General features: G+C 67.3%; 24 protein-coding genes. 8 read left to right on the forward strand and 16 right to left on the reverse strand.

Translation table 11 applies throughout. The features are described 5' to 3' along the window. Positions 1–3: 3 nt before the first annotated feature. Together JNK84_RS08365 and JNK84_RS08370 are read left to right on the forward strand one after the other, a co-directional pair. A complete protein-coding gene (locus JNK84_RS08365) occupies positions 4–1,218 on the forward strand; it encodes a polyhydroxyalkanoate depolymerase (RefSeq protein ID WP_293422757.1) in 1,215 nt (404 codons plus the stop codon). Positions 1,219–1,284: 66 nt separating this feature from the next. After that, positions 1,285–1,956 (forward strand): RraA family protein, encoded by a 672-nt coding sequence (locus JNK84_RS08370; RefSeq protein ID WP_293422760.1) that lies wholly within the window; start codon positions 1,285–1,287, stop codon positions 1,954–1,956. Between the two features lie 112 nt (positions 1,957–2,068). Here the strand turns inward: JNK84_RS08370 and JNK84_RS08375 are convergent, their stop codons facing one another. The 4 genes from JNK84_RS08375 to JNK84_RS08390 are packed head-to-tail and all read right to left on the reverse strand — an operon-like array spanning position 2,069 to position 6,016. After that, the gene (locus tag JNK84_RS08375) at positions 2,069–3,346 is read right to left on the reverse strand and encodes a type III PLP-dependent enzyme (protein WP_293422763.1); all 1,278 of its coding nucleotides are present in this window, start codon (positions 3,344–3,346) and stop codon (positions 2,069–2,071) included. Next, the gene (locus JNK84_RS08380; RefSeq protein ID WP_293422766.1) at positions 3,336–4,871 is read right to left on the reverse strand and encodes an AMP-binding protein; all 1,536 of its coding nucleotides are present in this window, start codon (positions 4,869–4,871) and stop codon (positions 3,336–3,338) included. The genes JNK84_RS08375 and JNK84_RS08380 overlap by 11 nt, the downstream gene beginning before the upstream one ends. Then, positions 4,868–5,128, reverse strand: coding sequence for an acyl carrier protein (locus tag JNK84_RS08385; protein WP_293422769.1), 261 nt, complete (start codon positions 5,126–5,128; stop codon positions 4,868–4,870). The genes JNK84_RS08380 and JNK84_RS08385 overlap by 4 nt, the downstream gene beginning before the upstream one ends. Positions 5,129–5,167: 39 nt before the next feature. Beyond that, a complete protein-coding gene (locus tag JNK84_RS08390; RefSeq protein ID WP_293422772.1) occupies positions 5,168–6,016 on the reverse strand; it encodes a hypothetical protein in 849 nt (282 codons plus the stop codon). A gap of 551 nt (positions 6,017–6,567) precedes the next feature. Here JNK84_RS08390 and JNK84_RS08395 point away from each other — a divergent pair. From JNK84_RS08395 to JNK84_RS08410, 4 genes are all read left to right on the forward strand, one after another. Further along, complete coding sequence (locus tag JNK84_RS08395; RefSeq protein ID WP_293422775.1) at positions 6,568–7,566, forward strand: TRAP transporter substrate-binding protein; 999 nt, start codon at positions 6,568–6,570, stop codon at positions 7,564–7,566. Positions 7,567–7,675: 109 nt separating this feature from the next. Then, a complete protein-coding gene (locus JNK84_RS08400; RefSeq protein ID WP_293422778.1) occupies positions 7,676–8,251 on the forward strand; it encodes a TRAP transporter small permease in 576 nt (191 codons plus the stop codon). Beyond that, positions 8,248–9,567 (forward strand): TRAP transporter large permease, encoded by a 1,320-nt coding sequence (locus JNK84_RS08405; RefSeq protein WP_293422781.1) that lies wholly within the window; start codon positions 8,248–8,250, stop codon positions 9,565–9,567. The genes JNK84_RS08400 and JNK84_RS08405 overlap by 4 nt, the downstream gene beginning before the upstream one ends. 34 nt (positions 9,568–9,601) lie before the next feature. Further along, complete coding sequence (locus tag JNK84_RS08410; protein WP_293422784.1) at positions 9,602–10,360, forward strand: SDR family NAD(P)-dependent oxidoreductase; 759 nt, start codon at positions 9,602–9,604, stop codon at positions 10,358–10,360. 12 nt (positions 10,361–10,372) lie between these two features. On the opposite strand, the gene JNK84_RS08415 is transcribed toward JNK84_RS08410, so the two are convergent. The 4 genes from JNK84_RS08415 to JNK84_RS08430 all read right to left on the reverse strand — a co-directional run bounded on the left by JNK84_RS08415 (position 10,373) and on the right by JNK84_RS08430 (position 14,144). Continuing rightward, a complete protein-coding gene (locus JNK84_RS08415) occupies positions 10,373–11,143 on the reverse strand; it encodes an alpha/beta fold hydrolase (RefSeq protein ID WP_293422787.1) in 771 nt (256 codons plus the stop codon). 101 nt (positions 11,144–11,244) lie between these two features. Further along, complete coding sequence (locus tag JNK84_RS08420; RefSeq protein WP_293422790.1) at positions 11,245–12,009, reverse strand: SDR family NAD(P)-dependent oxidoreductase; 765 nt, start codon at positions 12,007–12,009, stop codon at positions 11,245–11,247. A 207-nt stretch (positions 12,010–12,216) separates the two neighbouring features. Beyond that, the gene (locus JNK84_RS08425; RefSeq protein WP_293422793.1) at positions 12,217–13,449 is read right to left on the reverse strand and encodes an acyl-CoA dehydrogenase family protein; all 1,233 of its coding nucleotides are present in this window, start codon (positions 13,447–13,449) and stop codon (positions 12,217–12,219) included. 20 nt (positions 13,450–13,469) lie between these two features. Further along, a complete protein-coding gene (locus JNK84_RS08430) occupies positions 13,470–14,144 on the reverse strand; it encodes a TetR/AcrR family transcriptional regulator (protein WP_293422796.1) in 675 nt (224 codons plus the stop codon). 209 nt (positions 14,145–14,353) lie between these two features. On the opposite strand from JNK84_RS08430, the gene JNK84_RS08435 reads away from it, so the two are divergent. Continuing rightward, positions 14,354–15,403 carry a LacI family DNA-binding transcriptional regulator gene (locus tag JNK84_RS08435; RefSeq protein ID WP_293422799.1) on the forward strand — a complete coding sequence of 350 codons (1,050 nt, stop codon included), beginning with the start codon at positions 14,354–14,356 and terminating at the stop codon, positions 15,401–15,403. 3 nt (positions 15,404–15,406) lie between these two features. On the opposite strand, the gene JNK84_RS08440 is transcribed toward JNK84_RS08435, so the two are convergent. Then, positions 15,407–15,817 (reverse strand): DUF3830 family protein, encoded by a 411-nt coding sequence (locus JNK84_RS08440; RefSeq protein WP_293422802.1) that lies wholly within the window; start codon positions 15,815–15,817, stop codon positions 15,407–15,409. 170 nt (positions 15,818–15,987) lie between these two features. Between JNK84_RS08440 and JNK84_RS08445 the strand changes: the two genes are divergently transcribed. Beyond that, a complete protein-coding gene (locus tag JNK84_RS08445; RefSeq protein WP_293422805.1) occupies positions 15,988–16,998 on the forward strand; it encodes a Gfo/Idh/MocA family protein in 1,011 nt (336 codons plus the stop codon). Between the two features lie 250 nt (positions 16,999–17,248). Here the strand turns inward: JNK84_RS08445 and JNK84_RS08450 are convergent, their stop codons facing one another. From JNK84_RS08450 to JNK84_RS08480, 7 genes are all read right to left on the reverse strand, one after another. After that, positions 17,249–19,309: a 3-hydroxyacyl-CoA dehydrogenase NAD-binding domain-containing protein gene (locus tag JNK84_RS08450; RefSeq protein ID WP_293423534.1), complete on the reverse strand. Its 2,061-nt coding sequence runs from the start codon at positions 19,307–19,309 to the stop codon at positions 17,249–17,251. A 56-nt stretch (positions 19,310–19,365) separates the two neighbouring features. Beyond that, the gene (locus tag JNK84_RS08455) at positions 19,366–20,157 is read right to left on the reverse strand and encodes an SDR family NAD(P)-dependent oxidoreductase (protein ID WP_293422808.1); all 792 of its coding nucleotides are present in this window, start codon (positions 20,155–20,157) and stop codon (positions 19,366–19,368) included. A 25-nt stretch (positions 20,158–20,182) separates the two neighbouring features. Next, positions 20,183–21,139 (reverse strand): alpha/beta fold hydrolase, encoded by a 957-nt coding sequence (locus JNK84_RS08460; protein WP_293422811.1) that lies wholly within the window; start codon positions 21,137–21,139, stop codon positions 20,183–20,185. Positions 21,140–21,266: 127 nt separating this feature from the next. Continuing rightward, the gene (locus tag JNK84_RS08465; RefSeq protein WP_293422814.1) at positions 21,267–21,953 is read right to left on the reverse strand and encodes a glutathione S-transferase family protein; all 687 of its coding nucleotides are present in this window, start codon (positions 21,951–21,953) and stop codon (positions 21,267–21,269) included. Positions 21,954–21,977: 24 nt separating this feature from the next. Beyond that, positions 21,978–23,396 (reverse strand): M20 family metallopeptidase, encoded by a 1,419-nt coding sequence (locus JNK84_RS08470; protein ID WP_293422818.1) that lies wholly within the window; start codon positions 23,394–23,396, stop codon positions 21,978–21,980. 91 nt (positions 23,397–23,487) lie between these two features. Then, the gene (locus JNK84_RS08475) at positions 23,488–24,300 is read right to left on the reverse strand and encodes a crotonase/enoyl-CoA hydratase family protein (RefSeq protein ID WP_441343213.1); all 813 of its coding nucleotides are present in this window, start codon (positions 24,298–24,300) and stop codon (positions 23,488–23,490) included. Positions 24,301–24,362: 62 nt separating this feature from the next. After that, complete coding sequence (locus JNK84_RS08480) at positions 24,363–25,598, reverse strand: winged helix-turn-helix domain-containing protein (protein WP_293422821.1); 1,236 nt, start codon at positions 25,596–25,598, stop codon at positions 24,363–24,365. Positions 25,599–25,680 lie beyond the last annotated feature (82 nt).

Below are 25,680 nucleotides of genomic sequence, written 5' to 3' on the forward strand. Positions count from 1 at the left end.
CCCATGATCTACGGCGCATTCGACATGCAGATGCGGCTGTTCGAGCCATTCCGCGATGCAGCACGCATGGCGATGGCGGCCTATGGCCCTGCCCTCTCGGCTTCCGGCGGGCGGCTCGGCCGCGAGACGCTCGCGACCTGGGAGCTGATTTCGCGCATGGGCTTCACCCATACGCGCCCCGCCTATGGCATCGACAGCGTCGTTGTCGGCAACCGCGAGGTGGCCGTCACCGAGGTTCCGGTTCACTCGACCGCCTTCGGCACGCTGCTCAACTTCAGGAAGGACATCGCGGTCACGCAGCCGCGCGTTCTGCTGGTGGCGCCGCTCTCCGGCCACTTCGCCACGCTCCTGCGCAACACGGTCCGCACGCTGCTGCAGGACCACGACGTCTACATCACCGACTGGCACAATGCCCGCGACATCCCGTGGACGGCCGGGCGCTTCGGCTTCGACGAATATGTCGAGCACCTCATCGACTTCCTCCATGTGCTCGGCCCCGGCGCGCATGTCGTCGCCGTCTGCCAGCCCTGCGTCCAGGCGCTGGTCGCCGCTTCCGTCATGGCGCAGGCCGGCGACGAGCATGCGCCGCGCAGCCTCACCCTGATGGCCGGGCCGGTGGATGTCCGGATCAACCCGACCAAGGTCAACGAACTCGCCTTCAATCATTCCTACGAGTGGTTCGAGACCAACCTGATCTCCACCGTGCCGCTGCCCAATGCCGGCGCGGGCCGGCGCGTCTATCCCGGCTTCCTTCAGCTCATCGCCTTCATGTCGATGAACCAGCAGCGCCATGTGAAGGCCCATCTCGACCTGCACGGCCATATCGCCCGCGGCGAGACCGAGAAGGCGGAAGCGATCAAGACCTTCTACGACGAGTATTTCGCGGTGCTCGACCTGACCGCCGAGTTCTATCTGGAGACCATCGACAAGGTGTTCCAGCGCGCCCTGCTGGCCAAGGGCGAACTGGCCTACAAGGGCCGCCCGGTCGACCCCTCCGCCATCACCCGCACGTCGCTGCTGACCGTCGAGGGCGAGCGCGACGACATCTGCTCGCTCGGCCAGACGGTCGTCGCCCACGACCTCGCCTCGCGACTGAAGCCGTTCCGCAAGCGCCACCACATGCAGGCCGGCGTCGGTCACTACGGCGTGTTCTCCGGCAAGAAGTGGGAGGGCCAGGTCTATCCCATCGTCAGGAACGTGATCCTCGCCAGCGAATAGCGCGCTGGTCCCGGCAGCAGCGGGCAGCTAAGGATCGGTCCCGCCTCCGATCCGCCGGACCCGCCCATGACCATCGGTTTTGCCGTCCATCCCAAGCCCCACGCCAACGATCCGGCCCTGCTGGACGCGGCCCGTGGCATTCCCACCCCACTGCTCAGCGACAACATGGCCCGCGTCTATGGCGCGGGCGCGGCCCTCCGCCCGATGCATGACGGCACGCCGCTCCTCGGCTTCGCGGTGACGGTGAAGACGCGGCCCGGCGACAATCTGATGGTCCACAAGGCCATCGACCTGTCGGGGCCGGGCGACGTCATCGTGGTCGATGCGGGCGGCGACCTGTCCAACGCGATCATCGGCGAGATCATGCTGACGCTGGCGCTGACGAACGGCATTGCCGGCTTCGTCATCGACGGAGCGATCCGGGATTCCGACGCCATCGCGCGGTCGTCCCTGCCGGTCTTCGCGCGCGGGGCGAACCATCGCGGCCCCTACAAGGACGGCCCCGGCGAGATCAACGTGGCGGCCGTGATCGGCGGCCAGACGGTGATGCCCGGCGACGTCATCGTCGGCGATGCCGATGGCGTCCTCGCCCTGCCGCGCGGGGACGTCGGCGCGATCTGCCGCCTGGCGCGCGAGCAGATGGCCCGCGAGGATGCGACCATGCGGCAGATCGCCGATGGCACCATCGACCGGTCGTGGGTGGATCAAACGCTGCGCGCGAAGGGCGTCGCGGTCTGAGGGCTTTCAGGGATGACTTCGACCCGGCGCCTCATTCAGGCGCAGCAATCGAACATGCCTGAAAGCTACCGGACCAGCGTTACGCTGTCAAGGATAAAATTCCCAAACTGTCTCAACCAATGCGGCGCGCGATACCGCCGTCAACCAGCACTTCCGCCGGCCGGTCGTGGCTGAGAAAGCCGGTCGGGCTCGCGGAGACGCCATAGGCTCCCGACTGGAGGATCGCGACGAGATCGCCGGCCACAAGGGCCGGCAGGCTCGCTTTTCGGGCCAGCGTGTCGAGCGGCGTGCAGAGCGGGCCGACGACCGAGGCAAGCTGCCTCCCGGCGGCTCCCATCCTGTTCGCGGGGACGAGGGGGTAGTCCCGCTTGACGATCATGCCGAGATTGCCGGAGGCGGCGAGGTGGTGATGCATGCCGCCATCGACCACAAGGAAGCGCTGGCCGCGCGAAACTTTCGCGGCGATGACCGAGGACAGGTAGATACCCGACGGGCCGACGAGATAGCGCCCCGGTTCGACGACCACTGCGGCGTCGCGGAGGAACGGGTCGGCGGCCTTGGCCGCGATCAGCGCCGGTACCGCCGCCTTGAGAGCGGCAAGGTCCAGCGCGCCGTCGCCCTGGAAATAGGGAATGCCGAGCCCGCCGCCGAGATCGACCGTATGAAGCGGCCGTCCGAGCCGGCGCGCGATCCGGCCGGCGACATCGAGCCCGTGCCGCCACTGGGCCGCCAGCACATCGGCATCCAGGATCTGCGTTCCCGCGAAGAGATGAACGCCGGTCAGGTCGAGGCGGGATGAGGCCGCGAGGCGGTCGACGACGGCGTCGGCCTCCTCCTCGTCGAAGCCGAAGGGCGCGGGCTTGCCGCCCATCCGCATCGCGCCGCCCTGCACTTCCGCCACCGGATTGACGCGGATGGCGACCGCGACATGCCGGCCAGCCGCTTCGGCGACGGCCTCCAGCACGGCGATCTCCTCGAAGGATTCGAGGTGGATCTCGCCGATGCCGTCGCGGACGACTTCCTCAAGCTCGTGGCGGCGCTTGCCGGGGCCGGCGAAGAGGATGTCCCTCGGATCGGCGCCGGCCTGCCGGGCTGCCCGATATTCGCCGAGCGAGGCGATCTCGACGCCCGCGCCTTCCGCGAGCAGCAGCCGGACGATCTCGACGTTCGGATTGGCCTTGATCGAATAGTGGATGCGCGCAAAGCCTGACAGCGCATCGGCAAGGCCGCGATAGGCGCGGCGGATCAGGCCGGCATCGTAGGCATAGAGCGGCGTGCCGAAATCGCGGGCGAGCTGACTGGCCGTCACGCCGCCGACCATGAGATCGTCGCCCTCGCGGCCGAACTGCGTGGCGAGGATTCCGTCGATCAGGGAAGTCTCAGCGGCCATTGTCGGCCCGCTCGCGAACGAGACCGATATAATCGACCTTGCCGTTGGGAGTGACCGGCATGCGCTCGATCAGTTCGATGGCGCGCGGCACCATGTAGGGCGGCAGCCGCTCGGCGACGGTCTGCAACACAGCGACAGCATCGACAGGCGCATTGGCGACGCCCACCGCATGGACCTTCTGGCCTGCGAAGGCGTCGGGCAGTCCGATCACCGCCACCTGCGCGAAGCCGCCGACCGCCATCAGGCATTCCTCGACCTCGGTCGGGCTGATGCGGTGGCCGGACGACTTGATCATCGCGTCGTTGCGGGCGACGAAATAGAGGAAGCCGTCCTCGTCCATGGTCACGAGATCGCCGGAATAGCAGACCGTTTCGCCGCCTTGCGTTGCCGGGATGAAGGGGTGCGGCCGCAGCACCTCGGCGGTGGCGTCCGGCCGGTTCCAGTAGCCGAGCGAGACGGTCGGCCCGCGATGGACGAGAATGCCCGGCTCGTGCGGCGCGGCGCGGCAGCCGTCAGGCGTCACGACAAGCATCTCGCATTCGGGAATGGCCTTGCCGATCGAGGTCGGTCGGCGGTCGATCTCCTCTGGCGGCAGGAAGGTCGAGCGGAACGCCTCGGTCAGGCCGTACATCAGGAAGATGCGCGTTGCCGGCAACTTCTCGCGCAGGCGCTTCACCGTCTCGGACGGCACCGCGCCGCCGGAATTGGTGATGTAGCGCAGGGTCGACAGGTCGGTCTTCGACAGCGAGGGCGTCGCGCGCGTGAGGATCGCCCAGATGGTCGGGACGCCCGCAATGCCGGTGATGCCCTCGCGCGCGATGGCGCGCGCGATCTCGTCGCCGAACTGGAATGTCAGCAAAACGATGCGCGCCTGCTGCTCAACGGCAGTCAGAAGCTGGTTGAGGCCGTAGTCGAAACTGAACGGCAGGAGCGAGAGGATGCGGTCCTCGGCGGTGATGCCGAGATAGGTGCGCACGATGCGCGTGCCGGCGATCAGGTTGCGATGGCTGAGCATCACGCCCTTGGGCCGGCCGGTGGAACCGGAGGTGTAGAGGATGGCGGCGAGGTCCTCGCCGATGGCACTGGAAGCGGGAACAGGCCCGTCGACCGGCATTGTCCATTCCGGCCCGTCCATGGTCACGACCGCGAGGCCCGCGAGATCGGCCAGAGCGTCGCCGAGCCCCTCGGCCATGGCGGCATTGGTGAGCAGCAGGTGCGCGCCGCAATCCTCGACGATATGGCGCACCTGCTGCGGCTTGAGGAGCGCATTGACCGGCACGAAGACCGCGCCCGCCGCGCTCGCCGCGAAGATCGCGACACATTCCTCGATACTCTTCGGCAGGAAGATGGCGACACGGTCGCCGCGCCCGATGCCGCGAGCGCGGATCCGCGCCGCCCCGTGCCGCATCGCCTCCGCTAGGCCGGCATAGGTCAGCGACCGCTCCCGGTCGACCACGGCGATCCGCCCGCCGGCCGAGGCCGCGCGTTCGACGAGGTGATGAACGAGGTAGGGCTCGCCGGTCACGCGCGGGCACGCTCCACGAAGCGTGCGAGATGCCCGATCGTGTCGAAATTGGCGGGATCGAAATCGTCGTCGGTAAGCTCGATGCCGAAGCGGTCGGCGAGGAAAGTCATCAGTTCGAGAATCCCGAGGGAGTCGATGGCGCCGGAGCCGAGCAGCGGCGTCTCGGCGGTCAGCTCACGGTTCGTCAGCGCGGGAAAGCGTTCCCGCAGAAAGCCGGCAATCGCCCCTGTCGTCGTCTCCGCCTCGCTGGCCAACATGCGCCCCCCTTCGGTCGTCCTCGATCCTTCGGACCATTGTCAGATCTGAAGGAAAACAAATTCCGAATAGGCGTGGTCGATCATGTCCGGCGGCAGGTCTCCACGGGCGAAGGTCGGCGGCGGACTCGCCGTAAACCAGGCTCCAAACGCCGATTCTCCGGGCTTTGCGGGGATTTCGACGAACAGCAGCCCCTGCGCCAAAAGGTAGCGGGCAACGGCGCCGATATTGTCGCGCACCGCGCTCTGGCTGGGCGCGTAGACGAGCCTCGCGGAGGGCAGACCCTTGCGGCGGGTGGGCGAAAAAACCAGCGGATGGACGCTGCCGCCGACCCGCAACAGCGCCGCGATACAGCCGAGTTCGATATGCCCGGCAAGGAGGCTCGCGGCGCCCGGATCGAGCTCGCGCATGCCCGCCTCGTCCGCCGCGCCGACCGACGCGGCTGCGTTGAACTGCATGGCGGAAAGCACGAGCGCGACCATCAGCACGCCCTCATGCCGCCGGACGAAGCCGAGCCGACCGATCATCTCGCGCACCGGTTCGCTCGGCGTCAGGTCCGTGAAGACATCCACCTGCTCCGCGAGAACCTTCTGGAGCATGCGCGGCGCAAGCCAGCGGTGCTGCTCGTCGACATACCAGCTCGACAGATTGAGCACCGAGCGAGGCTTGCCGCCCTCGCCGGTCCTCTGGCTGCGCATGGTCAGGATCACGCCCGCGGGCGTGCCCTTGACCTTCATGACATAACCGAGCGGGGTCGCCGATACGGTCTTGTGGTATCGGGACAGACGTTCCAGGCCCGATTGCCAGAACTCGGCCGAGCGCGAAGGAAAGCCGCGCGACAGAATAGCGGCGGCCGCGTCAACGTCCCTATCCTCTATGGGCTCCAACATGGCGGCAATCTAACGAGCGAAATCCGAATGTCGCGCGCAATTGTTGAATATATTTAATCGCACAACCACAATAATCCCTTTACCAAACAAACGTCAGTCAATTGCGGCGAAATGCCTTGCCGCCAGGACTGGTCGAAAATGGCGCAAACCATCAAATGGGTTGCCACGCCGCACCTGCAGCCGCCTCGACTATCCCTTCATCGTCCAACGCTAGGTCAGACGGTCCGATCAGGCCAGATCGGACGGCTGCGTCATAGTGTCGGAGCAATGGCGGGCCGCGCGACGAGGCGCCCGACCGACAGCAGCGGGCTCAGGACCGCGGGAATGCCGGATGCCGCAGCGGCGCGCCGTGTGCTTGCAGTATTGGTTTTCGCATTCCCGAAAGCCAGCCCATAGCGCCAAGAAGTCATCGTGCATCGCAACATTAATCCATTTAATTTTGCGTTGCGACATGCCCTTTTGCTGTTGGATCGATCCAAACATTTCTGCATACTCCCGCGACGACCCGCGCCAGAACGGGCATCCGAACGATCGCCAAGGGAGGAAATCCAATGAAGCGCAGGCAAGTTCTTTTCGGGCTCGGGGCGGTCTCGGCGACCGCGATCGTTGCAGGCCCATCCATTCTCCGCGCGCAGGCGCCGATCACCCTGAACGGTGCGTCACAGTTCAACGACGACCACGCCTTCACCAAGGCCCTGGTGCGGTTCGAGGAGCGCGTGAAGGCGCTCTACGGCAAGCCGATCAATTTCAACCTTCACAAGAATTCGTCGCTGGGCCTCGAGAAGCAGTATTTCGAATACATGGCGCAGGGCCGCGCGGTGGACTATGCCATCGTCTCGCCGGCGCACATGTCGACCTTCGCCCGCTCGGCGCCATTCATCGACGCCCCCTTCGTGTTCCGCGACGTCGAGCACATGGGCAAGGTGGTCAAGGCCGGCATGCTCAAGCCGATCGAGGAAGAGGTGGAGAAGCGCGCGGGCGTGCGCCTGATCGGCCATGCCGGCGGCGGAACGCGCAACATCTTCGCCAACAAGCCGTTCAAGAACATCGCCGAGATGCGCGGCCTGAAGGTGCGTGTCCAGGGCGCGCCGATCTGGTCGCGGACCTTCTCCGCAGTCGGCATGTCGCCGACCGTCATCGCCTATAACGAGGTCTACAACGCCATCCAGAACGGCGTCATCCAGGCCGGCGAGAACGAGGCGGCCGGTGTCGAGGCCATGAAGTTCTACGAGGTCGCGCCAAACCTCGTGCTGACCCAGCACGCCGTGTCGATCCGGCCGCTGTGCTTCTCGATGAAGACGCTTGGAACGCTGCCCAAGGACCTTCAGGACGCCATTATCCAGGCCGGCACCGAAGGCGGCGAATATGGCCGGCAGGTGGAATCCAGCGAGGACGGGCAGAAGCTCGAGGCCCTCGAGAAGGCCGGCCGCCTGAAGCGGATCGCCTTCGAGGAGCGCGACCAGATGAAGAAGCTCACCGATCCGGTCATGGCGGCCTACGCCAAGGAGATCGGCGCGGAAGGCGTCTTCGGACAAGTCAACAGCGCCTGATCCCGACCCGCAGCCCCCACCCCGCCCCGATCTTCGCGGCGGGGTGTTCTTTCTGCAAGGCGCGACGCCGACCGGCGGTTCATGGCGTCTGCTGGCCTGAAGGCATGTCATGACATCAAGCGATTCCATGCCGCCCGAACCGGCGCCCGGCCTCTGGCGGCGGTTCACCGCGGCCTACGCCTCCCTCCTCAACCATCTCGTGGTCGCATCCATCGCGGTGCTGCTCGTTCCGGTGAGCCTGCAGATCTTCTCGCGGCACACGGCCCTCATCCCCAGCTACATCTGGACCGAGGAGATGGCGCGCTTCCTGTTCGTCTGGACCATCTCGATCGGCGCCATGATCGGGGTCCGGGAATCGACCCATTTCGAAGTGGACGTCATGCCCGAACTGCCGCCGCGGCTGGAGGCCGTGGCCCGGCTGACGGGACGCATCGGCATCCTCGTGCTCGCCTGCGTCTTCGTCTTCGCCGGCATCAAGTTCGTCGAGTTCGCGTGGTGGCGCATCTCCGAACTCGCGGAGCTGCCGCTCTGGCTGATCCATCTGCCCTGGCCGCTCATGGGCGTCACCTGGATCGTCTTCCTCGGCGAGCAGATGCTGGACGACGTGCTGATCATTCTCGGCCGCAAGGCGCCGCCCAGGAAGCAGGATCTCAGCGAGATCGACGCGGGGACGCTCAACATATGACCGGAGCAGCCCTCACCGCGGGACAAGCGGCATTCATCCTCTTCGGCGCCTTCTTCACGCTGATCGCGCTGCGCGTGCCCGTCGCCTTCGCGCTCGGTCTCGCCTGCCTGCCGATCCTCGCCATCGAGCCGCGCCTCGACACGATGGTTCTGATGTCGGAGAGCTTCAACGCCTTCAACTCGTTCATCCTGCTGGCGGTGCCCTTCTTCCTGCTCACCGCCAACCTGATGAATATCGGCGGCATCACCGACCGTCTCCTGAAACTCTCCCGCACCATGGTCGGTCACTGGCCCGGCGGGCTCGCGCAGATCAATGTGGTCCTGTCGCTGTTCTTCGCGGGCATTTCGGGGTCGTCCACGGCGGATGCCGCCAGCCAGTCGAAGATCTTCATCGAGGCTCAGCGGCGCGAGGGCTACGATGACAGTTTCTCGGTCGCGATCACCGCCGTCTCCGCCGTGCTCGCCGTCATCATCCCCCCATCCATCCTGATGATCGTGTGGGGCGGCATCCTGACGACCTCGATCGGGGCGCTGTTTCTCGCGGGCATCATTCCCGGCATCCTGATCGCCGGAGCCCAGATGGCGACCGTGCATATCTACGCGACCCGCCGCGGCTATCCGACCTATCCGCGCGAGACATGGCGGGCCTTCATCTGCGCCTGCGCCCATTCGTTCCTCGCGCTGATGACGCCGGGCATCATCATCGGCGGCAAGATATTCGGCTGGTTCACGGCGACGGAATCGGCCGCCATCGCGGTGCTCTATGCCGGCGTTCTGTCGTTCATCGTCTACCGCGAGATGGACGCCAAGGGGCTCTATGCGGCGCTCCTCGACACCGGCAAGCTGACCGGCATCATCCTGTTCTGCGTCGGCACGGCGAGCTGCTTCGGCTGGCTCCTCGCCTACTACAAGATCCCCGAGGCGATCCTCGCCGGCGTCTCGGCCTGGAACATGGGCTTCATCGCCACCGGCTTCTTCGTCGCCGGCGTGTTCCTCGTCGTCGGCTGCTTTCTCGACGCCATTCCCGCCATCATCATCTGCGGGCCGATCCTCCAGCCGCTCGCCAAAGCGGTCGAGATGGACCCGGTTCATTTCGCCATGATCGGCATCGTCTCGCTCGCCTTCGGGCTGGTGACGCCGCCCTACGGGCTCTGCCTCATGATCGCCTGCGCCGTGGCGGGGATACGCATGCGCGCGGCCATCAAGGACACCGTGATCATGCTGATCCCGCTGCTTCTGGTGCTGGCGCTGGTCATCGTCTGGCCGAAGGTGACGCTGTTCCTGCCGAGCCTGCTCTCGCCGGAGATGCTGAACTGATCGACGCTTGCCGGCGGACAAGACCAAGGGGTGCATGATGGATTTCACGGGCAAGGTGGCATTCGTCACCGGCGGCGCATCGGGCATTGGCGAAGCGGCGACGCGGGCCTTTGCCGATGCAGGCGCGAAGGTCGCCTTCACGTACGTATCCAGCGGCGCCAAAGCCAACGCGCTGGAGAAGGACATCAGGGCGGCGGGCGGGCAGGCGCTGGCCATCAAGGCGAACCTGACACGGGAAGACGAGGTGGAGGCGGCCTTTGCCGCCGCCGTGCGCGCCTACGGGACGCTCGATGTGCTGTTCGCCAATGCAGGCGGCATCCTCGACCGGAAGTCGACGGCGGAGTCCGATCTCGACCTGTGGAACCGCACGTTCGACGTCAACGTGATGACCACCTATCTCGCCTGCCGCGCGGCGGCGAAGATCATGGCGGAGAAACGGTCCGGCGCCATCGTCACCATGTCGTCGCAGGCGGCGATGAGCGGCGGCGGGCCGGGCGCCATGCATTATGCGGCGTCCAAGGGCGCGATCCTGACTTATACGCGGGGACTGGCCAACGAACTCGGGCCGCTCGGCATCCGGGTCAACGGTGTCGCGCCCGGCCTGATCGCGACGCGCTTCCACGTGCAGTTCAACACGCCCGAGGGACGCCGGCAGACGGTGGACACGACGCCGCTCCGGCGCGAGGGAACGGCCGAGGATGTCGCCAACCTCGTGCTGTTCCTCGCCTCCGACAAGGCCTCGTTCATCACCGGCGAGACGGTGCAGATCAACGGCGGCCGCGGCATGTACTGACCGGGCGAACGCCTAGCGCTGCGCGTCGAAGAAGGCCGCGATCTCGGCCGCGACCCATGCCGGCCGCGTGACGGTCGGCACATGGCCGGCCCCTTCGGCCACCGAAAGGCGCGCGTTCGGGATCAGCTCGGCCAGCTTTTCGGATGAGGCCAGCGGCGTGATCACGTCGCGGCTGCCATGCAGCACCAGCGTGGGGAGTTCGATCGAGCCCAGCCGCGCTTCGAGTTCGATGCCTTCAAGGCATTCGAGCAACTGAATGGCGGCGGGGCCGTTCGAGCGACCGACGATCTGCTTGCCCCAGGCCCGCTCCGCCTCCGCGTCCTCCTCCGGCACACAAGCATTGACGAAGGCATCCATGGTTGCCGGAAAGTTCGCGCGGCAGCCGGCGATGAGCTGGTCGCGCTGAGCGTTGCGCTGGCCGGTATAGCGCCCGTCGACGATGACGAGGCCGGAGAAGCGCTCGGGCCGGCGCAGCACGGCCTCCAGTACAATGGCCGCGCCGGCGGATTCCCCTGCGACCACGCACTGGTCAATGCCGAGCGCGTCCATCACGGTGAACAGGTCGCCGACCAGCGCCTCGAAGGTAATCGCGGAGGTGGTGCAACGCGTGCCGCCGGTGCCGCGATGATCGTAGGCGACGGTCCGCCACGTGCGACTGAGAATCTCGAACGGCGGCAGCCAGAGTTCGCCACTGCCGACCCAGCCGCCATGGGACAGGATCGTCCGCGATCCCGCGCCTAAGGACGAGACGAGAAGGTCCGCATCCGCCGTTCTGACAAACATGCACCCTCCCGCAAGGACGACGAGCGGCCCGCTTCTTCGGCGGACCGCTCCGATCCGTCACCGGATCATGACAGGAGGCAGACGCAATGCCAATATTTCGGTCAGATGGTCACGCCGCCGTCGACGACGAGGCTCTGGCCGGTCATGTAGCTCCCCGCCTTCGAGCCGAGATAGACGGCCGCGCCGGCGATCTCGTCGGGGTCGCCGATGCGGCGCAGCGGCGTCTCGCGCTCGCGCGCCTCGCGGGCGTCCTTGTCCTCCCACAGCGCCTTGGCGAAGTCGGTCTTGATGAGGCCCGGCGCGATGCAGTTCACCCGCACGTTGTGCGGCCCGTATTCGTGGGCGAGGTTGCGGGCGAGCTGCATGTCGGCCGCCTTCGAGATGCAATAGGCGCCGATCACTTCCGAGCCGCGCAGGCCGCCGATGGACGAGACGATAATGATCGAACCGTCGCGGCGGGCGATCATTTCCGGCACGACCATCGAGATCAGCCAGTTATTGGCGACGATGTTGTTGGTGAGGATCTTGCCGAAGGCATCGTCGGTGATGCCCGCCATCGGCCCGTAATAGGGATTGGAGGCGGCGTTGCAGACCAGCACGTCGATGCGGCCAAGCTGCTTGCGCGTCTCGTCGACGAGGCGCTGGAGTTCCTCCTTGGAGGAGATGTTGGCGGGCACGACGATGGCGCGGCCGGCGCCGTGCTTCGCGTTGATGGCGTCGGCAACCTCCTGGCAGGGCGCCGCCTTGCGCGAGGAGATGACGACCCTGGCGCCGTGCTCGGCCATGCGCTCGGCGATGGCGCGGCCGATGCCGCGGGACGAGCCGGTGATGACCGCGACCTTGCCGGTCATGTCGAAGAGATTCATGCGAGACCTCCCTGGAATTGTTAGTTCGCGCGCCAGCGAACCCGCCGCTGTTCGTCATGCCCGGCCTTGTGCCGGGCATCCACGACTTCCTCGATCGTCGTGTTCAGGTCGTGGATGGCCGGGGCAAGCCCGGCCATGACGAGGCGTCATCGTCGTGACTGCTGCGCAGCCGACCTCCCCCCGACCGGGGGGAGGTCGAACGCGGCTTCAATGGTTGGTGTACTTGCCCATCTCGATACGCGCGATGGAGCGGTTGTGGACCTCGTCCGGGCCGTCCGCCAGCCGCAGCGTGCGGATGTGGGCATAGGACTTGGCGAGACCGAAATCGGTGGTCACGCCGCCGCCGCCATGGGCCTGGATCGCATCGTCGATGATCTTCAGCGCCATGCGCGGGGCCGCCACCTTGATCATGGCGATCTCGAGCTTGGCGACCTTGTTGCCGACCTTGTCCATCATGTCGGCCGCCTTGAGGCAGAGCAGGCGCGTCATCTCGATGTCGATGCGGGCCTCGGCGATGCGCTGCTCCCACACGGACTGCTCCGAGACGCGCTTGCCGAAGGCCGTGCGCGACTGGATGCGCTTGATCAGCTTTTCGAGCGCCAGTTCCGCGACGCCGATGGTGCGCATGCAATGATGGATGCGGCCCGGCCCGAGACGCCCCTGAGCGATCTCGAAGCCACGGCCCTCGCCGAGCAGCAGGTTCTCCGCGGGAACGCGGACATTGTCGAGGATCACCTCGGCATGGCCGTGAGGCGCGTCGTCGAAGCCGAAGACCGGCAGCATGCGGACGACCTTGAAGCCGGGCGCATCGGTCGGCACGAGAATCTGCGACTGCTGTACGTGCTTGGCCGCGCTCGTGTCGGTCTTGCCCATGACGATGGCGACCTTGCAGCGCGGGTCGCCGATGCCCGACGACCACCACTTGCGGCCATTGACGACATATTCATTGCCGTCGCGGCGGATCGAGGTCTCGATATTGGTGGCGTCCGAGGAGGCCACCGCCGGCTCCGTCATCAGGAAGGCTGAACGGATCTGACCGGCCAGCAGCGGACGCAGCCACTGTTCCTTCTGGGCCTTGGTGCCGTACCGATGCAGCACTTCCATATTGCCGGTGTCGGGGGCCGAGCAGTTGAACACCTCGGAGCCGAAGCCGACGCGGCCCATCTGCTCGGAGCACATGGCATATTCGAGATTGGTCAGGCCCGCGCCGTGGAACTCGCCCTCGTCGTGATCCTCGGAGGGCGGCAGGAACAGGTTCCAGAGCCCTTCCTTCTTCGCCCTGGCTTTCAGCTCCTCCAGCACCGGCACGACCTTCCAGCGGTCGTTGTCGCCGTCCATCTGCTGGTCGTAGGTCGGGATGGCCGGATAGACGTGGGCGTCCATGAAGGCCATCACGCGGTCGCGCCAGTAGCGCTGGCGCTCGGACATCGAGAAATCCATGTTTCCTCTCCTCTTGATCGTCAGGTTCGTGCGGGATTGATCAGGGCGCGGCGGACCAGCGCGATGAACTCGGTGCGGATGCCGGCGAGGTCGACGCCGTCGGGGTCGAGCACCCACTGGGCCATGATGCCGCGCAGCGCCGCCGACAGAATCAGCGCCTGCGTGCGGGCGTCGATGTCCGGCCGGATGTCGCCGGCCTCGATGGAATTGCGGATCAGGCGGCCGAAATCGGTGGCGGATTCACGGTTGAAGGTGGCGACCGCCTCGGCAAGGGCCGGCTTGTGGGCAGCCCCCATCAGCACCGCGAGATAGGCGCGCATCTTGACGAGGCCGACCGCCGGGCGGTCGAACGAGGCATCGATCGTCGCCATCAGCATGGCGAAGCCGGACGTGCCGCGCTGACGCTCGCGGCGCAGAACGTTGAACTCGTCGTGGATGGCTTCGGCCATCGCGGCGAGCAGTTCGTCCTTGGAGCCGAAATAGTGGCCGGCGAGGCCGCGGCTGTAGCCGGCGCGCTCGCCGGCCTCGGCCAGAGTCAGGCCGTCGATGCCCTTTTCCGCGACGAGTTCAGCCGCCGCCGCCAGCACGCGCGCCTCGGCTTCGGCACGGCGTTCGGCCTGCGTCCGCCGGCGGCGAATCTCCACCGGCCCGTCGGGCGGCGGCGTTTCGCTGCGTGAAGCGCGGGCGGCGCTCATCCCTGTCGTCTCCGCAATGTTATTTGCTTGCTAACAAACAAATAACATTGCGAGGCAGTGGTCAATACGGGTTTTCACCGAGCTGGCATGGTCGCGCGCCAGCACCCGCGCGAGCCCGCGTCAACGAAACCGGGAGAACTGGCGCAATCCGACGTGTCAGACCGCCTGATCCCTTGAAACCGACCGGCCAGCGAGGCATAGGCTCATTCATGCGCGGTCCCATCGCTGCCCCCGCCTCGCGGGTGAATCTCAAGCGTCTCGCCGATGCCGTGGGCGTGCACCCCTCGACCGTTTCACGCGCGCTCGATCCGGCCAAGCGTCATCTCGTCGCCGAGGATGTCGCCGAGCGCATCGTCCAGGCCGCCCGCGAACTGGGCTACCGGCCGAACCCCCTGGCGGCGAGCCTCAGAACCCGCCGGTCGCGGCTGGTCGGCGTGCTGGTGCCGGACATCACCAATCCGGTCTTCTCGCCGATCATTTCCGGGATTGCGGCGGTGCTCGGCGCCGAGGGCTACTCGACCATCGTCGCCGATGCCGGACAGGAGCCGGAGCGCCGGCTGACGCTGATCGACGACCTCATCGCCCGGCAGGTGGACGGGCTCGTCATGGCGACGGTGAGCCGCGACGATCCGAGCCTCGAACATTGCCTCGCGCAGGGCGTGCCGGTGGTGCTGGTCAACCGCGCCGACGATCACGACCGCGCCTCGGCCGTCGCTTCCGACGACATGAGCGGCATGCAGCTCGCCGTCGCGCATCTCGCCGGCCTCGGCCACCGCGCCATCGGCCATCTCGCCGGCCCCGCCCTGCTCTCGACCGGTCATCTGAGGCGGCTCGGCTTCGAGGTCGCCATGGTGGAGAACCGGCTCCCGGTGCTCCCGGGCGCCATCGTCGAGGCACGCGCCTATGACCGCGACGAAGGCGAGCGGGCGACACTCACGCTCCTCAAGGCCGTGCCGCAGATCACCGCCATCGCGGCGTCCAACGACCTTCTGGCGCTCGGCGCCTATGCGGCGCTGAAGAGCCTCGGCAAGGAGTGTCCGCAGTACATTTCCATCGTCGGGCACAATGACATGCCGCTGGTGGACATGGTCCACCCGCCGCTCACCACGGTCAGGATCGGCCCGCGCGACATGGGCTGCGAGGCGGCGAAGCTGTTGCTGGAGCGGATGAGCGGCGCGACCGGCGCTGTCAGGCGCGTCGCGCTTCAGCCCGAACTCATCGTGCGCGCCTCGACCGCGCCGCCGCGCAAGTCCGCCTGAGGATCAGGCCTGCTCGAAGCGGATCGGGTGCGCGCCCTTGTAGAGCACCTGACGGCCGAGCGGGTGGACGTTCTCGAGGCCCTCGGTGATCGTCATGAAGTGGTTGCCGGCGAGCTGGCCGGCCTTGGAGGCGAAGCAGACCGGCCCGTAGGCGAGCAGGATCTCCGTCTCGCTGACGCCGCCGGGATAGAGGATGAGCTGGCCGGGCGCGGGGTAACTGGTGGCGTTCTCGTAGCCAACGCCGAAATCGAGATCGCCGAGCGGCATCCAGACGCCCTCGCCGCTCCAGCGCACGTGGACGATCTCGCTGACGAAGGGCATCGCCTTCATGAAGGCCGCGCAGGTGGCGGGGGCCGCGTCGATCTCGAACTTGGCGCGGAAGACATGCTCGCCGGCGGTGATCTTGATGTTCATGGAGTGCTCCGGAAATCGCGTCCCGACAAGTGCATGGCCGGCGGAGCGGGCGCAAGAGCCAATCCGCCTGCGAAACTCCCGCATGCCCGGGAGCGGCTGCCGCGACGGCCATGTTTGCGGCACAAGGAATGGGAAGCCGCGCGAAGACGCGGGCATGAGGGAGATGCACCATGAAGCGCCTGCGCGTCGGCATTATCGGGCTCGGCAATGCGGTGGAGCCGCATGCGAAAAGCCTTCTCGACCTGAGCGATCGCGTGGAGGTGGTGGCCGCCGCCGCGCGGACCGCCGAGCGCGCGCGGGCCTTCGCCGCCCGGTTTCCGTTCCCGACGACATCGGACATCGACGCGGTGATCGCCGACCCCTCGATCGATGCGCTGTGGATTCTCACGCCGCCCAACTCGCATGTCGAACTGGCGAGCCGCGCGGCGGCGGCCGGCAAGCATGTGCTCTTGGAAAAGCCGCTCGACATCACGCTGGAGCGCGCCCGCGCCATCGTCGCGGCCATGCGGCAGGCGAAGCGGACGCTCGGCGTGACGCTGCAGCACCGCTTCCGGCCGGCAACGCTCCGGCTGAAGGAGATCGTCCGTTCCGGCGCCCTCGGCGAGATCGGCGCGGCGACCTGCATCGTGCCGTGGTGGCGGCCGCAGAGCTACTACGACCAGCCCGGCCGCTGCACCATGGCGCGCGATGGCGGCGGCGTGCTGATGACGCAGGCGATCCACACGCTCGACCTGTTCCGCTCGCTGGTCGGCGACATCACGGTGACGGCCGCGACGGCGGCCACCACGAAGGTTCACCGCATGGAGACCGAGGATTTCGCCGCGGCGCTGATCCGCCTCGGGAACGGCGCGCCCGGCATCATCCAGGCGACGACAGCGGCCTATCCCGGCGGCGAGGAGCGCATCGAGATCATGGGCACGAAAGGGACCGCCTGGCTCGCCGGCGGCAATCTGAAGGTCGCCTACCTCGACGGGAGTGAGGAGATCGTGCGGCAGGAAGGTCCGACCGGCGGCGGCGCCAATGTCATGGACTTCCCCCACGATTGGCATCTGAACCTGATCACCGATTTCCTCGACGCCATTCGCGACGGGCGCGACCCCATCGTCTCGGGCGAGGAGGCGCTGAAGAGCCAGGAACTGATTGGGGCGATATTGGCGAAGGCGGGGTGGTCAGCGCGGTAGGGGCGGTGACCGATAAGCTCGCCGGCTGCGATCATTCTCCCCTTGTGGGAGAAGGTGGCGCCGCATAGCGAGAGGCGAACGCATCTCGCGTACGCTCGATGCTTCTGCGCCGGATGAGGTGCGATGCCGCACCCCTCACCCGCCCGCTGACGTGGGGACCCTCTCCCACAAGGGGAGAGGGATGCGATCACGTCCTGCCTTATCGGGAAGCGGCACTAGGCCGGGCGAGGAATAGGGCGCGAGCAACCTCTCAAAGATCCTTGAAGCCCTTGCCCTCCGCTGCGAGCTTTTCCAGCAGCGCCGAAGGCTTGAAGTCGGCGCCGTGGCGGCCCTCAAACTCCTGCATCACCTTCAGCACCTCGGGCAGGCCCACCGTGTCGCCGTAGAACATCGGGCCGCCGCGATAGACCGGCCAGCCATAGCCGTTGATCCAGACGGTATCGATGTCGGAGGCGCGGATCGCCTTGCCCTCCTCGAGGATCTTCGCGCCCTCGTTGATCATCGGATAGATGCAGCGCTGGAGGATTTCCTCGTCCGAGATCGGCCGGCGATTGATGCCCTTCTTCGCCGCGAGATCGAGGATGATCTTCTCGGTGACCTCGGAGGGCTTCGCCACGCGATTCTCGTCGTAGTCGTAGAAGCCGGCACCGGTCTTCTGGCCGCGCCGGTCCATCTCGCAGAGGAGTTCGCGCGGCGTCTCGCCCTTCGAGGTCTCGCGCGACCAGCCGATGTCGAGGCCGGCGAGATCGCTCATGGCGAAGGGGCCCATGGGCAGGCCGAAATCGTAGAGCACGCGGTCGACGTCCCAGGGCATGGCGCCTTCGAGGATCAGCTTGTTCGCCTCGCGCTGGCGCTGGGCGAGCATGCGGTTGCCGACAAAGCCGTGGCAGACGCCGACCAGCACCGCGACCTTGCCGATGGTCTTGGCGAGGCCCATGGCGGTGGCGATGACGTCCTTCGCGGTCTTCTCGCCGCGCACCACTTCCAGCAGGCGCATCACGTTGGCCGGCGAGAAGAAGTGCATGCCGATGACGTCCTCCGGCCGCTTCGTCATGGCCGCGATCTGATCGACGTCGAGATAGGAGGTGTTGGTGGCGAGGATGGCGCCCTTCTTGGCGATGCCGTCGAGCTTGGCGAAGACCTCCTTCTTGATCTCCATGTTCTCGAAGACCGCCTCGATGATCAGGTCGCAGTCGGCGAGCGCCGAGAGGTCCAGTGTCGGCGTGAAACGGGCCATGCGCGTCTCGACATCGGCCATGGTCAGGCGGCCACGCTTCGCCGTGTTCTCGTAATTCTTGCGGATGACGCCGAGGCCGCGGTCGAGCGCCTCCTGCTTCGTCTCGACGATGGTGACGGGAATGCCGGCATTGATGAAATTCATGGCGATGCCGCCGCCCATCGTGCCGGCGCCGATCATGCCGACCTTGGCGATCTTGCGGGTGGGGGTCGTCTCCGGCACGTCGGGGATCTTGTTCGCCTGGCGCTCGGCGAAGAAGGCGTAGCGCTGGGCGCGCGACTGCACGCCCGGCATCAGGCGCATGATCGTGTCGCGCTCGAAGACGAGACCCTCGTCGAAGGGCATGTTCACCGCCGCCTCGACGCACTGAATGCAGGCTTCCGGCGCCTCGAAGCCGCGGAACTTTCGGGCATTGGCCTTGCGGAAGGCGGCGAAGACCTCCTTGCCGGCGCCGAGCTTCTCGGAGCGGTCGCGGACCTTCTTGAGCGGCGCGTTCTCCGCGATGAGCTGGTTGGCGAAGACGATGGCGTCGGCGCGCAGGCTCTGCTCGCTGGTCACGGCATCGACCAGCCCGTGGCTTGCCGCCTCGCTCGCCTTCATCGGCTCGCCAAAGGCGATGGCCTCCAGCGCGCGCTCGACGCCGACGAGGCGCGGCAGGCGCTGCGTGCCGCCAGCGCCCGGCACGAGGCCGAGCTTCACCTCGGGCAGGCCGAGCTTCGCGGAGGGCACCGCGACGCGGTAGTGGCAGGACAGCGCCAGTTCCAGACCGCCGCCGAGCGCGGTGCCGTGGATGGCCGCGACGATCGGCTTCGGCGAGGCTTCGAGGATGGCGTTGACCTCGCCGAGCGGCACGCCCTTCGGCGGCTTGCCGAACTCGGTGATATCGGCGCCCGCGATGAAGGTGCGACCGGCACAATGGATGACGATGGCCTTGACGGCGGCGTCCGCGCCCGCCTTCTGCACGGCTTCGGCGATGCCGGTGCGGACATTGGCGGAGAGCGCGTTCACCGGCGGCGAATTGACGGTGACGACGGCCACCTGGCCCTCGGTGGCGAGATCGACGACTTCGTTGATGGCGGCCATGGGACAGCTTCCTGATTTCGGATCGGACGAATGGGTGAGGATGGGGCTTAGCGCGGGCGCTGGCCGGCGAAAGGCAGCGTCGAGGACAGGCCGCCATCGACCGGGAAAGCCTGGCCGTTGACGTAGCTCGCCTCGTCGCTGGCGAGGAACAGCGCCATGGCGGCGATCTCCTCTGGCTGGCCGGGACGGGTCAGCGGGTTGAGCTGGCCGAGCTTGCCTTCCGTGCCGCGCTCGCGGGCATGGTTGAAGATCGGGGTGGTCATGCCGGTCTCGATCAGGCCGGGGCAGACGGCGTTGACGCGCACGCCCGAGCCGTAAAAGGCGTTGGCGGTCGTCTGGACCAGGCTGATGACGCCGGCCTTCGATGCCGAATAGGGCGAGCCGCCGGCATTGGCGCGGAGCGCGGCGACCGAGGCCGTGCAGACGATGGAGCCCTTCCCCTGCTTGATCATCAGCGGCGCGACGTGGCGGATGGCAAGGAAGGGCCCGATCAGGTTGACCCGCAGGATCTCCTGCCACTGCTCGACCGTCTGTTCGAAGAAGGGCGTGAGGCCGCCGGATATGCCGGCATTGGCGTAGATGGCGTCGATGCCGCCGAACTCGGCTACGGCCTTCTCGACATAGGCTTTGACGTCGGCCTCGCTGCCGGCATCGGCCGCCGTTGCGACAGCCCTGCCGCCGGCCTTGCGGATTTCCTCCGCCACGGCCTCGACCTTGTCCTTCTCGCGATCGACGCAGAGGACGGCGGCGCCTTCGCGCGCGAACAGGCGCGCGCTCGCGCGGCCGATGCCGCTCGCGGCCCCGGTGACGATGGTGCGCTTGCCTTCGAGCCTTGCCATGGCGTTCTCCCGGATATCGTTCTGGTTATGGGGCGGCCGCGTCCCAGCCCGCGATCACCGAGCGGATCAGGGTCACGAGCGCCAGCGGCTGGTCGATCAGCACATGGTGCCGCGCCTTCGGAATCTCGATGAACATGGTGCCCTTAGGCGCGGTGGCGCGCACGAAGGCCTTGATCTCGTCGGGGAACAGGACCGAGTCGGAGCCCCAGGTGATCGCGAGGCGGCACTTCGCGCCGGCCAGATCGACCGAGGAGTCGTTGCGCTTCAGCCGCGACCACATGAACGGGTCGAAACGCCAGGTCCAGCCGCTGGAACCGTCCGGCTTCGCGACCTCGCGCAGCGAATGACGGGCAATATAGTCGACGATATAGAGGTTCTCCGCCGCCTGCGCCGGCATCAGGCGGAAACGGGCCAGCGCATCGACGAAACTGTCGTAGAGGACCGTGTCCCGCGGCGGGCGCGACGGCGGCCTGTCGATTTCCCGCTTGGCGCGCATCTCGTTGGAGAGGAACGGCGAGTCCACCGTGATCAGCCCGCCGATGCGCTCGCCGAACCGCGCGGCGAAAGCCATGGCCGGGAAGCTGCCGAAGGAATGGGAGACGACGACCGGCTTGACCGGCCCCTCGTCGAGCCCCGTCGCATCAAGGGTCGACAGCATCTCGGCGCAGAGCAGGTCCATCGAATAGGCGTCGCGCCAGTCCGAGCCGCCCATGCCGGACCATGACGAGGCGACCACGCGATGGGTCTTCGCGAAGAAGGGCGCGAGGTAGCTCCACCAGTCGGCATGGGCCGAGCCGCCGTGCAGCATCAGCAGGCCCGGCTTGCCGCGCTCGCCCCATGCCAGAGTCTCGATGGTCACGCCGGCGCCCTGATGCGACGAGCGCTCCGGCTGAACCGCGATGGCCTCATCGAACCAGGCCGGCGCTGGTGGTTTTTCGCCATGGAAGGGCACCAGCGGCGCTGGCTTCGGTTCGGCTGCCATCGGATCGTCTCGGCGTCTTGACGTTAACGGCAAGCATTCATCCGCCGCCGGACGGCCGCAATAGGCCGAACGGACGGCGGAACGCTGCCCTGCCCATCGGCGGAGGACGTCCCGCCGCGGCTCCGGATCAGCCGGATTTCTTCGCCAGATGCTTGAACATGACCGCGCGGGCCTCGTCGTCCATCTGTGCCTTGAAGGTGAACTTCTCCTTCAGCGCCACGGCGCGCTCGGCCGCCGGCCGGGCACTGATCTCGTCGAGCAGCCGCTTGAGGTTCGGGTAGTTCCGCCAGGCGTCGTCGCCGAGAATGAAGGGCACCATGCGGGCCCAGCCCCACAGCGCCATGTCGACGATCGAATAGGCGCCGCCGACCATGTAGGCGTTCTGCGACAGGTGCTGCTCGACCACCGCATAGTGCCGGTCGGTCTCGAACTGATAGCGCGTATGCGCGTAAGGCACCGGCTCCGGCGCGAAGTGCTTGAAGTGCACAGCCTGACCCGAATAAGGGCCGATGCCGGTGGCGACGAACATCAGCCAGGACAGCAGTTCGCCGCGCGCCTTGGGATCGTTCGCGGGGATGAACTTGCCGGTCTTCTCGGCGAGATAGAGCAGGATGGCGTTGGAATCGAAGACGACGGCGTCGCCGTCGACGATGGCCGGCACCTTGCCGTTCGGATTGATCTTCAGGAACTCGGGCGAGAACTGGTCGCCCCTGCGCGTGTCGATGGCGACGGGCTCGTAGGGAAGGCCCGCCTCCTCCAGGAACAGCGCGACCTTGGTCGGGTTCGGCGAACCGTTGAAATAGAATTTCAGCATGGATGTTTCCTCGGGGGCGTTCGATCAGGCGGCCGACATGGTGAGCGGCGGGCCGACATCGTCGGGAATGGGGCAGATGTAGGGATTGGCGCGGGTGCGGGCGGCAAGGTCCGCCTTGGCAGCAGCCATGAGCGCGGGGTCGGTCAGCACGGCAGCGCCGGTGGCTGCCATGGCCTTCGCCACCTGCACCATCGCCTTGTGAGCGGCCGGCATCTTGCCCTGCGCCACGATCTGCCAGGTGTGGAATGGCGTGCCGACGGCAACGGTGGGCGCATGGGCCTGCACGGTCGGCACGACCCAACTGACATCGCCGACATCGGTCGAGCCGATCAGCGGGTTGCGCTTGGCGTCTTGCGGAACCGTGAAGTCGGCCAGCGGGCGGTCCCCCGGCTCAAGCCCGATCGTGTGATAGACGCTGGCAATATCCTGCGGCGTCAGCGTGCCCTGGATCTCGCGGGCGAAGGTCTGATCGGCATCGTCGAAATGCGGCGGGCCGAGATCTTCCAGAATGCCCTGCAGCGCGTTTTCCAGCGGCGTGTTGCCAACGATATTGGAGACGGCGCTGACGATCTTCATCTCCATCTTCGTCTCGGTCATCAGGGCGGCGCCCTCGGCGATCTTGCGCACGCGGCCGACCAGTTCGAGCATGCCCGGGAGATCACGCGCCCGGATGGAGTAGCGCACCCGCGCATGCGCCTGCACGACGTTCGGGGCGATGCCGCCGGTGTCGAGCAAGGCGTAGTGGACGCGCGCATCGGACGGCATGTGCTCGCGCATGTAGTTGACGCCGACATTCATGAGCTCCACCGCATCGAGGGCCGAGCGGCCGAGGTGCGGCGAGGCGGCGGCGTGCGAGGCCTTGCCGGTGAAGATGAAATCGGCGCGGGTATTGGCGAGGGAGAGCGGCGGGGCGACCTCCCACCACGACGAGGGGTGCCAGGTGATGGCGACGTCGGCATCCTTGAACGCGCCCGAACGCACCATGAAAGCCTTGGCCGCGCCACCTTCTTCCGCCGGGCAGCCGTAATAGCGCACGCGGCCGGGCAGGCCCGTCTCCGCCAGCCAGTTCTTCATGGCCGTGGCGGCGAGAAGGGCGGCCGAGCCGAGCAGGTTGTGGCCGCAGCCATGGCCATGGCCGTTCGTCTCCATGGGGCGATGCTCGGCGACGCCCGCCTCCTGCGAAAGGCCCGGCAGCGCGTCATATTCGCCGAGGAAGGCGATGACCGGGCCGCCCTCGCCCGCCTCGCCCATGACGGCGGTCGGAATGCCCGCGACATTCTCGGTGACGCGGAAGCCTTCGGTGCGAAGCTGGGCCGTGTGCTCGGCGCAGGAGCGCACCTCGGTGTAGCAGACCTCCGGCATGCCCCAGACGCGGTCGGAGAGTTCGATCAGCCGGTCCTTCGCCGCGTCCACCTGCCGCCAGAGATCGTTGCGATTGTCCATGATGCCCTCGTCGCTTCGCGAAGGCGGCATATCAGCGCGCGGGGGCGGGAGAAGTCCAGCGCGGCATGTGCATGGATGATCACATCAGGCTTCAGTCGGCGAAACGCGGGGCGCGTTTTTCCATATTGGCCTTCACCGCCTCGACCTGGTTGGCGCTGCCGAGCAGCTTCTGCTGTTCGACCGATTCCATCAGGAGACCGTCAGCGGGGCTCGACACATTGGCGGCGTTCAGGAGGCGCTTCGCCGCGCGGACGGCATCCGGGTTCTTCGCCGCGATGTCGCGTGCGGCAGCCAGCGCCGCGGCGCGCGGGTCGGTCTCGATGCGGGTGACGAGCCCGAGCGCCAGCGCCTCCGCCCCGGCGACGATGCGGCCGGTATAGGTCAGGTCGCGCACGACATCGTCGCGGCAGAGATGACGTAGAAGCTGGGTGCCGGCGACGTCCGGCACGAGGCCCCACTTGATCTCCATGACCGAAAGCTTGGCGTCGGCCGTGGCGAAGCGCATATCGGCGCCGAGCGCCACCTGAAGCCCGCCGCCCAAAGCGACACCATGGACGGCGCAGATGACCGGCACGGCAAGCTCGCGCCAGCACCACGCCGCCATCTGCGGCCGGTTGGCGATGCCGTGCGTGCGGGCGACGAGATCGCGCAGCGAAGCCTCGCCGCCGGACTGCATGGCCTGAAAACTCTCGAAGTCGAGGCCGGCGCAGAAGGCCCGGCCCTCACCTGAGAGCACCGCCGCGCGCACGCCCTTCGTCTCGTTCACGAGGCGCGCCGCCTCGATCAGCGCATCGAACATGGCGGGGTCGAGCGCGTTCATCTTGTCGGCGCGATCGAGGCGGATGTCGGCGACGCCGTCCGCGATGGTGACGGCGATGCGGTCGCGGATGCGCGTGGCGGTCATTGGCGTTGTCTCCCTGCCGCCATTGTGGGAGCGGCGTGCAGGAGAATGAAGCCGGCCGTTCGTCAGGCCCGCAGCGCCTCGCCCAGCGCCTGCGCAAGGTCGCCGCGCGGTTCGGCGCGGACGTCCGACAGGCCGAGCCAACGCGCCATCAGCCGGAGTTCGGCCGCCAGCGGGCCGGCGACATTGCCGGCCTTCGCGCCGTCTTCCAGATGCGCCGCCTGTACGACCAGCACGGAGCCCGTCCGGTCGGCCTTCAGGTCGACGCGGGCCGCCAGCGTGTCGCCGAGCAGGAATGGCAGCACGTAGTAGCCGTGAACGCGCTTGTCGGCCGGCGTGTAGATTTCAAGGCGGATGCGCGCGCCGAACAGGCCCTCAGTGCGCTCGCGCTGCCAGACCAGCGGATCGAAGGGCGCGAGCAGGGCGCGCGCCTCGACCTTGCGGGGGATGCGCGCATCCCTCGCAAGATAGGCGGGGTTGCGGAAGCCCTCGACCGCGACGGGGATCAGGTCGCCAGACGCGACGAGGTCCGCGACCGCCAGCTTCGTATCGGCCACTTCCAGCCGGTAATAGTCGCGCAGGCAGCGTTCGGTGGCGATGCCGAGGGCGATGGACGACAGGCGGACGAGCTCGCGGTTGGCGTCGGCGTCGGAGGGTGTCGGCGTGTCGAGAACGACCTGCGGCAGCACCCGCTCGGTCACGTCGTAGATGCGCTCGAAGGCGCCGCGCCGCATGGCGGTCGTGACCATGCCGGCCCAGAACAGCCATTCGACGGCCATCTTGCCCTCGGACCAGCCCCACCAGCCGCCCTCCCCCTTGTGGTCGTGGGACAGTTCGGAGGCCGCCATCGGGCCGTGCCGCTCGATCTCGCGGTGGACCTGATCGATCAGTTGGCGCCGCTCACGGCCGAATTTCGAGAGGCCGGTGTAGATGCCGCTGCCACTTGCTGCCCGCGCCATGCGGAAGCGGAACAAGGGCTGGATCGCCACCGGCAGGTAGGAGGCTTCATGCCCCCAATATTCGAACAGGACGCGCCGCCGGCCGGAATAGGCGAGCGCGTCGATGTCGCTGGTTGCATAGGGGCCGAGGCGGGAGAAGCCGGGAAGCGTGTGGGCGCGGGCGACGACGTTGACCGAGTCGATCTGGACAACGCCGAGCCGCTCGATCATGCGTCTGAGATGCCGCTTCTCGGCGACCGCGGAGCCGCGCCCCTCGCCGTGGCCGGCGAGATCGAAGCCCTGCGCGGCAATGGCGATGCGGCGGGCCTGTTTCAGGGAGAGGCTGTCGGAGCGACGGGACATGGCTGCACTGGCAATCGTTACAGGTCGGGCGGAAGCCTGTCAGTGGGGATAGATCCGATGCCACCCGAAAGCTGTCAGGAGG

This window comes from Phreatobacter sp. (genome assembly GCF_016793595.1).
In the GTDB taxonomy this organism is placed as follows: domain Bacteria; phylum Pseudomonadota; class Alphaproteobacteria; order Rhizobiales; family Phreatobacteraceae; genus Phreatobacter.

What these genes read in the sequence shown, in the direction of transcription:
- JNK84_RS08365 (WP_293422757.1), top strand. Translation starts at nt 4, where the DNA reads ATGATCTACGGCGCATTCGACATGCAGATGCGGCTGTTCGAGCCATTC.
- JNK84_RS08370 (WP_293422760.1), top strand. Translation starts at nt 1,285, where the DNA reads ATGACCATCGGTTTTGCCGTCCATCCCAAGCCCCACGCCAACGATCCG.
- JNK84_RS08375 (WP_293422763.1), bottom strand. Translation starts at nt 3,346, where the DNA reads ATGGCCGCTGAGACTTCCCTGATCGACGGAATCCTCGCCACGCAGTTC.
- JNK84_RS08385 (WP_293422769.1), bottom strand. Translation starts at nt 5,128, where the DNA reads ATGTTGGCCAGCGAGGCGGAGACGACGACAGGGGCGATTGCCGGCTTT.
- JNK84_RS08390 (WP_293422772.1), bottom strand. Translation starts at nt 6,016, where the DNA reads ATGTTGGAGCCCATAGAGGATAGGGACGTTGACGCGGCCGCCGCTATT.
- JNK84_RS08395 (WP_293422775.1), top strand. Translation starts at nt 6,568, where the DNA reads ATGAAGCGCAGGCAAGTTCTTTTCGGGCTCGGGGCGGTCTCGGCGACC.
- JNK84_RS08400 (WP_293422778.1), top strand. Translation starts at nt 7,676, where the DNA reads ATGACATCAAGCGATTCCATGCCGCCCGAACCGGCGCCCGGCCTCTGG.
- JNK84_RS08405 (WP_293422781.1), top strand. Translation starts at nt 8,248, where the DNA reads ATGACCGGAGCAGCCCTCACCGCGGGACAAGCGGCATTCATCCTCTTC.
- JNK84_RS08410 (WP_293422784.1), top strand. Translation starts at nt 9,602, where the DNA reads ATGATGGATTTCACGGGCAAGGTGGCATTCGTCACCGGCGGCGCATCG.
- JNK84_RS08415 (WP_293422787.1), bottom strand. Translation starts at nt 11,143, where the DNA reads ATGTTTGTCAGAACGGCGGATGCGGACCTTCTCGTCTCGTCCTTAGGC.
- JNK84_RS08420 (WP_293422790.1), bottom strand. Translation starts at nt 12,009, where the DNA reads ATGAATCTCTTCGACATGACCGGCAAGGTCGCGGTCATCACCGGCTCG.
- JNK84_RS08425 (WP_293422793.1), bottom strand. Translation starts at nt 13,449, where the DNA reads ATGGATTTCTCGATGTCCGAGCGCCAGCGCTACTGGCGCGACCGCGTG.
- JNK84_RS08430 (WP_293422796.1), bottom strand. Translation starts at nt 14,144, where the DNA reads ATGAGCGCCGCCCGCGCTTCACGCAGCGAAACGCCGCCGCCCGACGGG.
- JNK84_RS08435 (WP_293422799.1), top strand. Translation starts at nt 14,354, where the DNA reads ATGCGCGGTCCCATCGCTGCCCCCGCCTCGCGGGTGAATCTCAAGCGT.
- JNK84_RS08440 (WP_293422802.1), bottom strand. Translation starts at nt 15,817, where the DNA reads ATGAACATCAAGATCACCGCCGGCGAGCATGTCTTCCGCGCCAAGTTC.
- JNK84_RS08445 (WP_293422805.1), top strand. Translation starts at nt 15,988, where the DNA reads ATGAAGCGCCTGCGCGTCGGCATTATCGGGCTCGGCAATGCGGTGGAG.
- JNK84_RS08455 (WP_293422808.1), bottom strand. Translation starts at nt 20,157, where the DNA reads ATGGCAAGGCTCGAAGGCAAGCGCACCATCGTCACCGGGGCCGCGAGC.
- JNK84_RS08460 (WP_293422811.1), bottom strand. Translation starts at nt 21,139, where the DNA reads ATGGCAGCCGAACCGAAGCCAGCGCCGCTGGTGCCCTTCCATGGCGAA.
- JNK84_RS08465 (WP_293422814.1), bottom strand. Translation starts at nt 21,953, where the DNA reads ATGCTGAAATTCTATTTCAACGGTTCGCCGAACCCGACCAAGGTCGCG.
- JNK84_RS08470 (WP_293422818.1), bottom strand. Translation starts at nt 23,396, where the DNA reads ATGGACAATCGCAACGATCTCTGGCGGCAGGTGGACGCGGCGAAGGAC.
- JNK84_RS08475 (WP_441343213.1), bottom strand. Translation starts at nt 24,300, where the DNA reads ATGACCGCCACGCGCATCCGCGACCGCATCGCCGTCACCATCGCGGAC.
- JNK84_RS08480 (WP_293422821.1), bottom strand. Translation starts at nt 25,598, where the DNA reads ATGTCCCGTCGCTCCGACAGCCTCTCCCTGAAACAGGCCCGCCGCATC.